We start from the raw sequence: 12,623 nt of genomic DNA, 5'->3' as shown, positions 1-12,623 counted from the left end.
AAGTAGCTTGTCTTAGCCTATCTGCTTAAGATTTAGAGCCCCTAGTTTGGGGAGTTGTGAGAGAATGAGGTAGAGGGGTTGGGGGAGGAGATAAAATTTTACGAGAATGCAAGATGTCAATAAGTTTCAGAAAACATATCTCGTATGTTTTGCTAATATGTGTACTAGCATCTGGAGTTAGCTATGCTGATAGCCAAGCAGATCAATACTACAAACTGGCAAAGTCTTATAATGACGACAAAGATTATGGCAAATCTGTCGTTTGCTGGGAGAAGTTGGTAGAAATAAAAGATGCTAGAGGTTATTATGGGTTGGGGTACATGTATGATTTAGGTCATGGCGTAATCAAAGATTATTCTAAAGCCCTAAAATACTACCAAAGAGCCGCGGAGTTGGGAGATGCTAGAGGTTATAGTGGTTTAGGGGTGATGTATGTAAATGGCCGCGGCGTAATCAAAGATTATTCTAAAGCTTTGCAGTACTTCCAAAAGGCCGCAGATTTAGGGGATTCTGAGGGTTTTGATAACTTAGGGTTAATGTATGTAAATGGCACCGGTGTCGATCGAGACTATTCAAAGGCCGTATCGTACTTCCAAAAGGCCGCAGATTTAGGGAATGCTAAAGCCTATAATAACTTAGGGGTGGCGTATAGACATGGTCTAGGTGTTAAAAAAGACAGATTAATAGCGCTACGATATTCCCAAAAAGCTTGTGACATGGGGTATAAGAACGCTTGTAGTCCGATATGGCACTTAAATGCCAATTAGACAACTAAATCTTCTTATAGCGGGCAATGTTTGTTTTTAGACGAATTGCATGTTTGCTACGCAGGACGCGATGCATTTGTTTGCGTTGTTTGCTACCCATACACAAATGGGGCTCCTACTGTTTTGGGGGGAGATTTAACAATCGTGAAAAACCCCTTTGTAGGGTTGTGTGATCCGAGGAGGGGCTAGAGAGTGCTCAGAGTTTTTTTCCATGCTTTAAGGTAGGATTCGAGTCAGTCTCCAAAAAGAAACTGCCACACTCAAAATATCTTGGAGGACAAACTCTGTAAAAGTCGCTACCATAGGAGCATAAAGTGGGCAAACTCTTTACGGGCAACAAGCCTAGAAAACATCAAATGTCAAAAATGTTTGATGTTTTACATGTTTAAGACTCTCCGGCAGAAATCCCACTCGTCTTTAGCGGGTGGGATGAATGCCACTAATTTTGCGGTATAATATCTCCATACATTCGTATCTAGCGCAGGAAGTGTGCAAAGTTACGCCTTGGCAGATTGATGTGTGAGACCTGTAGGGGATGCGTTGGAGCTCAAACTCTGTAAAATCCCTACTATAGGGCACAGAGTGAAAACCAAACTCTCCCTACGGGCAACATCGGCCAAGGAAGCCCAAATGTCTTTAGCATTTGGGTGCTTCACAAGTAGTGGAGATAATTAGCATACAAGGCAAGGTCTTTATAGCTGTTTGTAATTGCTAGACTATCCTTGACATACTCTCCCATAACTAAAGTTAGGGGATTCTAACTTTAGTGGAGATCGCGGCTTCAAGCAGGACAGCTCCGTTTGGAGTCTTACGTTCCCTATTCCAAAGGTTGATGCCCCAACCCCAAGGGTATTACCCCTTGATTGCACAAATATTAGCACAGCCATGCTGGTGCTAGCCAACTATCCCCATAGCTAAAGCTAGGGGCTTTACGGCGTGGCTGGTAAAAAACCAAAAAAATTGACTACAGACTGTTTCTCCCCCATGCCAAACTTCCCTCACTAACATGAAAATGAGGGCGAATAATAGCAACATATTGAAAATTTGTCAAACTCCTAAGAGCCGTTTTTGAGGCTTTAGTAACCCATTAGACGGTGCACATCATTAAACAAACCTAGAGCCATCAAGACGACGAGCAAGACCAGTCCTAAGAGATTGAGTTTTTCGATATAAGCGGGTTTGAGTTTGCGCCCTGTTAGGCTTTCTAACAACACGATTACCATCTGTCCTCCGTCTAGTATAGGAATGGGGAGGAGATTTAAAATCCCTAGATTGATCGAGATGAAGGCAATGCTTAAGAGCAAGGCTAAGCTTTGTTGGTGTGCCATAAAATCCACAATTCCCACTACAGAGCTAATCTCAGACACATTCACTACACCCATAAAGAGCTTTCCAATCCCCTTGATAATCAGCGTGCACATCTCTACAAGCTGACTAAAGGCGCGCTGAGTGGATTCTAAAAAGCCATAACGCACCCATACTTGCTCTTTAGCCGGGGCAATGCCGATGAGTTTAGTTTGCACGGGCTCTTTAAAGGCGTTTTGAGTGGTTTTAGGGGTTGGGGTGAGAGTGATATTCAAGAGATGATTGCGCTTGATTTTAAGCGTGATAGAGCCCTGCGTGTGCTGGATAGCCTTGAAAAGCTCTTCCCAGTCTCTAATAGCCACCCCATTCACCGCCACAATGCGATCTCCCACTTTAATTCCATTTTTGATGGCAGGCATCTCAGGGGTGAGCGCGCCCACTACAGGAGCTAAACTTGTATGCCCTACCAAACCCACACCTAAATAAATACCAAAGGCAAGCAAGAGATTAAAGAGGGGACCCATACTCAAAATCACTAGCTTTTTCAAAGGAGGTTGATTGAGGTAGCTATCCGAGCTCTCTACTTGACTCTCCTGCCCCTTGAGTTTAACATACCCTCCTAGAGGGATAAGAGAGAGGGCGTATTGGGTATTGCCTAAGCGCTTGTGCCAAAGTTTGCGCCCAAAACCGATGCTAAAGACCTCTACCCCTACCCCACATGCACGCGCGGCCAGGAAATGGCCCAACTCGTGAAAGAAGATCAAAAATCCCAAAGCCGCTATGGAAGAGAGCCAGCCCATCAAATCTCCAACGCGCGCACAAGGCGGTAGTATTTGATCACATAATCCATGCCTGAGTAGAGAGTAGCAAAAAGCGCAAGGGCGACTAAGTAATGCCCCACCAACACACCTCCTAAGTGCAAGTCGGCTAAGAGGGAGGCGATAGCGATGATCTGCAAAAAGGTTTTATACTTGCCCAAACGGCTCACTGAAATACTTTTACCCATGTTAGAAACAGAGATTCTAAGTCCGGCGATAAAAAACTCGCGTCCTAAGATCACAAAGGGGATCCATGGATTGATGCGATCTAAATAGAGCAATCCTAAAAATGCGGCTAAGATGAGGATTTTATCCGCCAAAGGGTCAAAAATTTCGCCAAACAAAGTTTTGAGGTGGTAATTTCTAGCAATGTAGCCATCTAAAAAATCCGTGAACGCAGCACTTAAAAATATAACAGCCTCAGTATAGTTGATATAAGATTGGGGTATCTTAAATATAGATTCCCCATGCAAAATAAAAAAGAGCAAAAAAATTGCCAGAAAAATGCGCAGGATAGTTAAGATATTGGGAATGTTGCGGGCGAATTTGGCTAGCACAACGCTCCCTTAAGGATAAGAAATCTCTTTAAGACGCACAAAACCCATAAAGATCATTCCCCATCCTGCTAATGCTCCCACTAAAAAGAGTAAACCTAAAACCAAGAATCCTAAATCTCCGGCACCTACAAGAACTAGCAGAGAAAGCGTTAAACCAATTCCGATAAGTATGATCCCATTTTTAAAGACATGATCTTGAGTAACACGACTGAGCTCCGCGAAGAGGCGGTAGTCATAATAGGCATAGAGGAAAAAGCTCAGTGATTTGAAAGAGAGCATGGAAATAGGGTCTTTAAAGGCAATGAGTGCGATGAGAGACAAGATCGCATCGGCGACATAGGGAAAGGCGACACATCTAAAGAGCAATAGATTGCGACTCACCTTAGCGAGTTTATAATAACCGATCACTTGAGTTACGAACACAGCAAACCACCACACAAGGTAAAAACCCCACCAGGGTTTCAAAACTCTGGCAAGCTCTTCCTGAGTGATCTGAGTCATCTGGGGTAACAAAACCAACGCCACTATTGGAGTGACAAAGAGCATTGTCAACCACAAGAGGCTAGAACACAAAATATACTTTCTAGCGAGTTGGAGGTCGTGACTCTCGTGGATTCGCACACGCATTGATTATTTGAAAGTCGTGCCACCATCCACGACAATGGTCTGTCCGGTTACCCATGCGCTTTGGGCTGGGTCGCATAAGAAATATACTGCCCCAGCTAAATCCGTAGGATTACCCATGCGCTTTAAGGGCGATTGCTCTTCGACCTTTTGTTTAATCTCTGCATAATCAGGAAAGGCCTTGAGCGCATCGGTATCAATAGGTCCTCCACTTACTGCATTCACGCGGATTCCAAATTCCCCCAAGTCGGTGGCAGCATATTTCACCATAGTTTCCACCGCATTCTTCGAATTGCCATGTCCGGCGTAATTGGGCATGTAGACCAGATTCCCTGTGGAGCTCAAAGAGACGATCGCACCTCCACCCACCAATTTCATGCGCTTGGCAGCCTCTTGTGCCCCTACTACAAAGGCTAATACTGTGGCGGTATAGATATTGTTCAATCCCTTGGGTCTAAGGCGCATGAAAGGGGCGAATCCACCCACTACAGAGCGTCCATAAATGATCGCATTGGACACAAAAAAATCCACCCGCTCAAAATCACAATCAATTTGCTTGTAGAGTTCCATGTATTGTTCGGGTTCCAGAATGTCCAAGTGGTAAGCTTTAGCCTTGATACCATAGAGATCATGGACTTCTGTAGCGATTTTAAGGGCTTCCTCTTCATTCTTGTGGTAGGTAAAAGCCACATTCACGCCATTTTGCGCAAATTTGTAAAGAATGGCCTTGCCAATCCCACGGGTTGCCCCACTCACCACTAAAGTTTTACCCTGCATTTCTGTCTCTGCTGTGTTCATACCGGTACCTCATATTTTTCTAAGATGGTTTCTAAATAGTGCATGTTGTCCAAGCTAGGGGCTACCAAGGGAAGCCGGTATGTTAAATGGGGCAGTAAACCAGTCATGTGCATGGCTGCCTTGATCGGAATGGGATTAGTTTCGCAAAAGAGTGCCGTATTGATATCATAGAGTTCTGTTTGGATTGCGCGCGAGGTAACTAAATCCCCTTTGAGAGCGGCTTGTACCAGGGCAGAGATTTTATTGGGGAATAAATTCCCCGTGACCGAAATTACCCCTACGCCCCCGCAGGCCATAATGGCATGGTTGAGTTTGTCCTCGCCACTATAAACTAAAATCCCCTCAGCGAAGCGATCTAGGTCTGAAAGTCGTTGCATTGCCCCTGAAGCCTCTTTGATGCCCACGACATTCTCAACCTCCTTGAAAAGCCTCGCGGCTGTTTGTGTAGCAATCTGCACCCCTGTGCGCCCGGGTACATCATAGAGGATCAAGGGAATTTCTACAGAATTAGCAATAGTCTTATAATGCTCAAAAAGTCCTTGTTGTGTGGGCCGATTGTAGTAGGGACTCACAGACAAAATCCCACTTGCACCCACTTTTTGGGCAAATGTAGCAAGCATGATTGACTCGCTCGTGGCATTACTCCCCACACCTGCCAAAACCTTGATGCCCCTGGGCTTGCACACTGCAACAGCGATTTCAATGCAGCGCATGTGTTCCTGGTGAGTTAATGTCGCTGATTCGCCCGTCGTGCCCACGGGCACACACGCATCCATGCCATGCTCGATCTGACGCTCAATGAGGGCAATATAGGCTTCCTCATCGAGGGTTAAATCCGCTTTAAAAGGGGTAATTAACGCGCTCAATGCATGCATGGTAGCACTCTAGGGTTTTAGGACAACGCTACTATAAACTTCATCGCGGAAGTATTCGTTGGCCACGCGCACAATGTCCTTTACTTCTAATGCATCAAATCGAGCCTGGTATTCTGCAATATCTTTAAGATTCCCCTGCGTGAGATATTCTGCAAAAATCTCGGCAACATCTGAAGAATCTTCCAAGCTGGCGATGAAATCCGCCCGATGGTTGACTTTGACCTTATCGAGCTGTTGTTGGGTGATTCCTCCACGTTTGATCTGATCCAAAATATTTAGAATCTCCTGCTTGATCTTGAGTGCCTCCACATTCTGGTTAGCCCCTGCGATGAATAGAAATACACTCGCGTCTTTGAGCTCCATATTCTGTGCAAAAACTTGAGAAGCTAAACGCTTTTGATCCACCAAATCCTTTTTGAGCAAACTGCTGTCCCCCTGGGTGAGCAATTTGGCTAATGCGTTGAGGGCTACTTGATCTTTATGGGCGAATGGAGGGACTTTGTATCCGATAGCCAACCACTCTAAGGAGAGGTCTTGTTTATGAATCGTGGTTTCCCTCAGACCATTTTGCAAGGGTTCTTGCATATAAACCCCGGGAATGTTGCGGGCGGTGTTATTTTGGATAGGAGCAAAATACTTTCTAGCCTGTTCGAAGACTTGTTTAGGGTCTAAATCCCCCACCACGAGCACGATGGCATTCTTGGGTTGGTAGTACAACGAGTGAAAATCTTTAATGTCCCTGAGTTTCCAATTCTTGATGTCCTCCATAAAACCAATAGGAGTCCAGTGGTAGGGGTGATAAACAAAGGCGGTGTTGAAGAAACGGAAATACAAATAACCTAAAGGAGAATTATCTGTGCGCCATAATCTTTCTTCAGCCACTACCTCCCTTTCAGGCAAAAACTCCTCCTCTTTGAGTTGCAAAGACCCCATCATTTCGGCGAAAAGCTCCAGGGATTTATCCAGATGCGCATTGCTTGCCTTAATAAAATAGCGGGTATAGTCAAAGCTTGTAGAGGCGTTACTCACACCTCCAAAACCTTTCACAATGGCATCAAACTCGCCCTCTTTGAGGTTCTTGGTGCTTTTAAAGTTCATGTGTTCGAGCATGTGCGCAATACCACTCTTGCCCATCACCTCATTTCTTGAGCCCACTTTGTAGAGTACATCTACTTCAATTACCCCACTCTTATTTTCCAAAGGCACAGCCACTACTTGTAAACCATTGTCCAAAGTTGTGCTGTAATATTTGGGCAAGGGCACGCAAGCCAAACACCCTCGTTTTTCTGCTGCATCCAGCATGACCACTCCTAAACTTAAAGTCAAAATCTGCAAAACCGGTCTTAAAAATTTTAATCCTATCATCACCCAATCCCCACGGCATCCCGAATAGAGTCTAAAGCATCTCTTTGCAATAATTTTACTATATCTTGATTGATTTGTCTACAGATCAGTGGACCTTGGTAGATAAAACCCGTGAGAATCTGCACAAAATGCGCTCCCATTTTAATACGCGCATAGGCTTCTTGTGCACTATCAATCCCTCCTGCAGACACTAAGATAGCCTTGCCAAAAAATGCTTGCGCGATGTGTTTAAAAACCTCTCTGCTCTTAGTCTGCAGGGCGCGTCCACTGATCCCCCCAAAAGACTTTGCCCCGGGTAAGAGGGTGTAGTCAGTGGTAGTATTGGTAGCAATAATGCCATGCGCACCATAATCTAGCGCGCTAGCACATACTTTTAAAAGCGCATCGCTGGGCAAATCGGGGGCGACCTTTAAAAAAAGGGGTTTGTGCGTGAGAGCGCGCGCCATGTCAAAGAGTTCACCCACAAAGGCATTATTTTGCAAATCTCTAAGATTGGGAGTATTGGGCGAGGAGAGATTAAAGACATAGTAATCCCCCACTCCAAGGCTCATCTGTAAACCTTTCTGATAATCCTCTAAGGCCTTTTCCTGGGTTGTATTTTTATTTTTGCCCACATTGACCCCCACAAGGCAATTCAAGGGACGCACACGCTCCAAACGGTGTACCAAAGGCGCTATACCTCTATTGTTGAACCCCATCGCGTTTTGCAAACTTTCTTCTTGTAGGAATCTAAATAAACGGGGTTTAGGGTTACCATACTGGGGTTTGGGCGTGGCTGTGCCCACCTCAACCCCTCCAAAACCTAGCTGGTTTAACCCGGCTAACATGGTGGCATCTTTATCAAACCCCGCAGCCAAACAGATAGGATTGGGCATGCGCATGCCCAAAATATCATTTTCCAATGCAGGGTGTTTGTAAGGGCGTGTCAGCCAAGGACACCAGCCTAACACTTTTAAGGCCTGTTCAGCCAATGCATGGGCACTCTCAGGCTCTAATTGGAATAAGAACTTCTTGGCGACATCATAGACTTTAGCCATGCGATCTTTCTACTTCTTCTTCAAAGAAAGCTTGGGCATCGAAGCAATTCCCTTCGCATGGCACTTTGTGATAGCTACCATCTGGTTTGAGTGTGTAAGATTGGACATTGTCTTTAAGCTGGGTGTGCAAAATATGGAACAGCTTACGTTGGATTGTCTTAGAGGGGGCTGGAATCAGTAACTCCACGCGCTTGTCTAAATTGCGTGTCATCATATCCGCACTAGAAAAATACAGCTTTGCAGAGTCATGGGCAAAGTAGTAGATACGGGCATGTTCTAAGTATTTCCCTACAATGGAAAAAACACGGATATTTTCACTCACCTCCGGAACTTGAGGGCGTAAACAACACATGCCGCGGATGAGCAAATCAATCTTAACCCCCGCACGCGAAGCCTCATAAAGGTCTTGAATGATATCTGGGTCCACTAAGGCATTAGCTTTTAAGATAATGCGCCCCTTCTCTTTAAACTGCATTTCAGACTGGATCAAGCTGTGCATTTGATCACGAATCTGTTGGGGTGCCATAAAAAGAGTTTTGAGGCGGGTCTTACCAGAAACCCCTGTGCTCAGGGAGTGGAATAGTTTTAAAACATCGTAGGCAATCTCTCTATTAGAAGTGAGCAGACTAATATCGGTGTAAATCTTAGCCGATTGAGTATTGTAGTTACCCGTGCTCAAGTGCACATATTCTTTAATCTGATCGTCTACCTTGCGCACCACAAGGGCGAGTTTGGCATGCACTTTCAACTTAGGCACACCATAAATGACATGTGCGCCCGCGTCCTCCAATTCTCTAGCCCAGTGCAAATTATTTTCTTCATCAAAACGCGCCTTGAGCTCCACGAGCACGCTCACCTGTTTATGGGGAGCGGCTTCTGTTAAGGCTTTGACAAGGGGCGATTCCTTGCCCACACGATAGAGAGTCATGCGGATGGAGAGCACCTGCTCATCCTTGGCTGCGTCCTCGATAAATTGCACAATGGGGTCAAAGCTTTCATAGGGGTGGAATAAAAAGATATCCTGCTTGTCCAGTAGATCAAACATATCCGCATGGCTTTCTAAATCACTCAAAGGAGGCAGTACTTTAGGATGAAAAACAGGCGCTTTGAGCGAGCTATAGCCCTTGGTGTTGACCAATTCCCACAAAGAACCCAGGTTCAATAAAATATCGCTTTTGTAAACATCTACATCGGGCATCTTGTGTTTGATAAAGTCTAATAAATCCTCATGCGCACCACTCACTTCTAAGCGCACGACATCGCCCCGATTACGCGTGCGTAAACCTTCACTGATGAGCTCGGCTAGGTCATGCCCTTCATCTTCGATGATCTCCATATCCGCATCGCAGGTGACACGAAACGCCATGCTAGAGAGCACATCATGCCGCTCAAAGAGTAAAGGTGCAAATTCGCGCACCACCTCTTCTACAGGTACAAATACCCCCTTTTCTACCTCGACAAAGCGTTTGACTACAGCTGGGATTTTGATAATGCCATAGGTATTATGCGTATGCTTGTGACGCTTGAGACTGAGCACAAGACCAAAACTCAAATTGCTCAAAAAGGGGAAGGGGCGTGCAGGGTCTAGTACAATAGGCACAACCAATGGGTAAAGCGTGTTTTCGAAGTAATCTTGCAACCTATCTTGATGTCTTTGACAAAGCTCCTGCACTCCATCAACTAAGGACAAACCCACCTCATGGAGTTTTTCTTTGAGATATAAAAACTGTTCCTGGACCACTTTTTGTTCAGCCCGCAGGTAATGGCGAATGTGTTTAAGTTGCTCGTCATGGCTCATTTGATCCACTCCCACTTTGAATTCTCCCTCTTCGCTCAGGTGTTTGAGCCCAGCCACCCGAATCATATAGAACTCATCTAAATTTGTCCCATAAATGGCTAGGAATTTGAGTCGTTCCAAAAGGGGTGATTTTGGATCGCAAACTTGATCTAGCACACGGGTATTAAATTGCAACCACGAGAGCTCTCGATTAAAATATAAATGCGACAGATTCACAACTTTTCCTATATTAGTGTTACCTAGTCTATCACACAAGGTTTAATCAATGCATACATGCATCTGCACACTAAAGACAAATGACCTTGCCAGCTTGCAACGACATTGAATGTGTAGAACAGCACCCAAGTATAGACACTTGATAAGCAGAAAGTCGCTCCCTTTGGGGAGGGGTGTTTCACCCATCCATTTAACTAAATATCTTAGAATGGAATCATGTTGGAATTTGTCTATGCCAAAAACCCCGCTTACCCCGATGTTGTGTTGCACGATCACATTGAGGTTGTAGAGAATGTTGAATTAGATGTGGAGTGCGTGGTGGCTAATGTGCCTTTGCAGGGGGCTAAGAGAGTGGCTAGGGAGGTCAATTTTTTAGTAGAGCAAAGCACTCAAAGCTCCTTGGAGTTAGCTCAAAGTCTCTCGCTCCTCTATGAGGTGCATGGTTTGCAATTTGACTTTGATGCTACCAAGCACACCCCCACCCAAGAGGGTTCTTTTAGTGAATTCTTTAGTTACAACAAAGAGGTTTGTCAGTACCACCAGCGGCGTGTGGAGTGTTGTGGGAAGTGTAGCGAAGTCTGCCCTACTCAGGCTATTACCAAATTAGACCCCCAAATCGCGCACTCTCAGGGTTTAACATGTGAGGATAACCGCCATTTAGTCATCAACCACCGGATTTGTATCGATTGCGGGAAATGTATCAGCGTGTGCCCTAGTGGGAGTTTGAGTTATTCTGGCTTTAGTTTGGAGTGCATGCAGGAGGTGGCTAAACTCTACAAGGGGTATGTTCCCCTGCTTATGGACCATAAGGTAGATTTACCCCTCATTCCCCTTAAAAAGGAGGTTTTACCCCTCTGTCTCAACCTCAACATCTTGGAGCAAGTCGCCCTGCTCACTCTCTTGCAAGAGAGCGGTAGTCAGATTGTGATCTACGCTCCTCAGGGGTTGGGCGTAGGCACTTTGGAGAGCATCGCCCTACTCAACACCATTTATGTCAAGATTTACCAAAAAGAGGCTATCTTGCTCGCTAGTCATGCAGAAGGACTACGCGCATGTCTGCAGAACGCACAAAGCCTCGCTACCCCCTTTAGCCCCCCCAACATCCCCGCGCGCACAAAGCGAGATTTGTTTGCCCAACGCCTCAAACATGCCATAGGTGAGGGGGATTATGGGAGCGTGCCCTCGGCTAGTTTTATCCGTTACGGGCATGTCGAGATTAACTCTAACTGCACCCTCTGCCTCTCTTGTGTGGGGGCGTGCAACACCAATGCGCTCAGTGTAGATGGCAACGCCTATACCTTGCTCTTTAATCCTAGCCTTTGCACCACCTGCGGATATTGCGAGGCAACATGCCCTGAAAAGGATTGTTTGCATTTGGAGCGCGATGGGATTGCCTTAAATCCGGCGTATTTCGCGCCCAAGGTGATGGCACAAGATAGCTTGTTTGCGTGCAAAATGTGTGGCAAACCCATTGGTACGACTAAAAGCGTGCAAAAGATCGCAGCAATCATGACCCCTAGATTTCAAGGCGATGCGCGCAGGATCGCCGCCCTTTACGCCTGCGCGGATTGTAAGGTGAAAATCATGCTAGAAGACATGCTAGATATTAACTCTATTTTAAAATGAGCATGGACTCCAATCTCATCTGTGCGCGCGCCCTTTACTACCGCCTATGGCACTACATGGTCGTTTTCGTGCACAATGAAAGCGTGTTTAACGAGTTAAGAGCTTTGGTGGATCACCTTAAAAACTTCCCCTTTGATTCGCACACGGCACAAGGCTGGCAAGAGTTTCACCACTTTTTGGAACAGGGAGTAGAAGCCTTTAAAGAGGAGCAAAACGCAGTGTTGTTTTCTCCGAGCTCTCAATTTGTGCCCTTGAGCGCATCCTATTACCTAGAAGGTCAGGACAATGGCAAAAAACGCTTAGAGGCTATCGCGCTTTTAAAGCAATCAAACCTCAGATTAGAGAGCCATACGATCACAAGTCCAACCAGTGAGGACGATCTAGCCTTTTTAACTCTCATGATGAACGCATTCTTACAGAAACTACTAGAAGATCAGGCTTTTTTCAGTCTGCATGAACGCCTTTTTAAGGACTTTTTCCACCTCTTTAGCGATGCTTTTTTGGAGGCTATCAGCACACATGAAAAGAGCGCGTGTTACCAAAGCTGCGCTATAATTCTAGGTGCATTTATCCAACACGAAAGGTTGTTCTTCAACCTGCATTAGGAGGCAGTATGTCAGACAATAAACGGCGCGTCGCTCTAAAGCGCTTGGGAATGCTGGGGGCTGGAGCCTTGGCAGGCCAAAGTTTGCTAGCGAGCATGCCCGAAAAGCGCTTCACTAATACCGATCCAGATAGTAATGGTGTGGTGGTGGGCAAGAGTAATAAAAAAGAAATTCTCTATCACAAAACCCCTGCTTGGGACATTTTCTACAGAAGCGTGTGGTAGTGTGGGAA

Annotated in this window: 12 protein-coding genes; 4 read left to right on the top strand and 8 right to left on the bottom strand. The window is 45.6% G+C overall.

The genetic code is table 11. The annotated features are described in order from the left end of the window. Positions 1–149 precede the first annotated feature (149 nt). A complete protein-coding gene (locus tag KCO92_RS04835; RefSeq protein WP_247598944.1) occupies positions 150–767 on the top strand; it encodes a tetratricopeptide repeat protein in 618 nt (205 codons plus the stop codon). A 1,076-nt stretch (positions 768–1,843) separates the two neighbouring features. On the opposite strand, the gene rseP is transcribed toward KCO92_RS04835, so the two are convergent. From rseP to ppk1, 8 genes are all read right to left on the bottom strand, one after another. Next, a complete protein-coding gene (gene rseP, locus KCO92_RS04830) occupies positions 1,844–2,872 on the bottom strand; it encodes an RIP metalloprotease RseP (RefSeq protein ID WP_104696134.1) in 1,029 nt (342 codons plus the stop codon). Then, positions 2,872–3,447 carry a CDP-diacylglycerol--glycerol-3-phosphate 3-phosphatidyltransferase gene (pgsA, locus tag KCO92_RS04825; protein WP_104696133.1) on the bottom strand — a complete coding sequence of 192 codons (576 nt, stop codon included), beginning with the start codon at positions 3,445–3,447 and terminating at the stop codon, positions 2,872–2,874. Before pgsA ends, rseP begins: the two co-directional genes overlap by 1 nt. A gap of 9 nt (positions 3,448–3,456) precedes the next feature. Next, positions 3,457–3,993, bottom strand: coding sequence for a phosphatidylglycerophosphate synthase (locus KCO92_RS04820; protein WP_233710514.1), 537 nt, complete (start codon positions 3,991–3,993; stop codon positions 3,457–3,459). An 84-nt stretch (positions 3,994–4,077) separates the two neighbouring features. Next, positions 4,078–4,848, bottom strand: coding sequence for an enoyl-ACP reductase (locus KCO92_RS04815; RefSeq protein WP_104696135.1), 771 nt, complete (start codon positions 4,846–4,848; stop codon positions 4,078–4,080). A 17-nt stretch (positions 4,849–4,865) separates the two neighbouring features. Continuing rightward, entirely contained in the window at positions 4,866–5,744 is an 879-nt protein-coding gene (gene dapA, locus KCO92_RS04810; protein WP_104696131.1) for a 4-hydroxy-tetrahydrodipicolinate synthase, read from the bottom strand. A gap of 9 nt (positions 5,745–5,753) precedes the next feature. Beyond that, a complete protein-coding gene (locus KCO92_RS04805) occupies positions 5,754–7,046 on the bottom strand; it encodes a M16 family metallopeptidase (protein ID WP_104696130.1) in 1,293 nt (430 codons plus the stop codon). 62 nt (positions 7,047–7,108) lie between these two features. Beyond that, entirely contained in the window at positions 7,109–8,146 is a 1,038-nt protein-coding gene (pyrD, locus tag KCO92_RS04800; protein WP_104696129.1) for a dihydroorotate dehydrogenase (quinone), read from the bottom strand. Continuing rightward, on the bottom strand, positions 8,139–10,160 hold the full coding sequence (gene ppk1 / locus KCO92_RS04795) for a polyphosphate kinase 1 (RefSeq protein ID WP_104696128.1): 2,022 nt from the start codon (positions 10,158–10,160) through the stop codon (positions 8,139–8,141). Before ppk1 ends, pyrD begins: the two co-directional genes overlap by 8 nt. A 216-nt stretch (positions 10,161–10,376) precedes the next feature. Here ppk1 and KCO92_RS04790 point away from each other — a divergent pair, with 216 nt between their 5' ends. The 3 genes from KCO92_RS04790 to KCO92_RS04780 are packed head-to-tail and all read left to right on the top strand — an operon-like array spanning position 10,377 to position 12,615. Further along, positions 10,377–11,786, top strand: coding sequence for a 4Fe-4S binding protein (locus KCO92_RS04790; protein WP_104696127.1), 1,410 nt, complete (start codon positions 10,377–10,379; stop codon positions 11,784–11,786). 2 nt (positions 11,787–11,788) lie between these two features. Then, on the top strand, positions 11,789–12,391 hold the full coding sequence (locus KCO92_RS04785) for a molecular chaperone TorD family protein (protein WP_324726189.1): 603 nt from the start codon (positions 11,789–11,791) through the stop codon (positions 12,389–12,391). 8 nt (positions 12,392–12,399) lie between these two features. Next, positions 12,400–12,615 carry a hypothetical protein gene (locus KCO92_RS04780; RefSeq protein ID WP_104696125.1) on the top strand — a complete coding sequence of 72 codons (216 nt, stop codon included), beginning with the start codon at positions 12,400–12,402 and terminating at the stop codon, positions 12,613–12,615. The last annotated feature ends 8 nt before the right edge of the window (positions 12,616–12,623 follow it).

It is taken from the genome of Helicobacter salomonis (genome assembly GCF_017979425.1).
GTDB lineage: Bacteria > Campylobacterota > Campylobacteria > Campylobacterales > Helicobacteraceae > Helicobacter > Helicobacter salomonis.
Note: the sequence above shows the minus strand (reverse complement) of the source record. Positions and strands in the feature narration are given on the sequence as shown.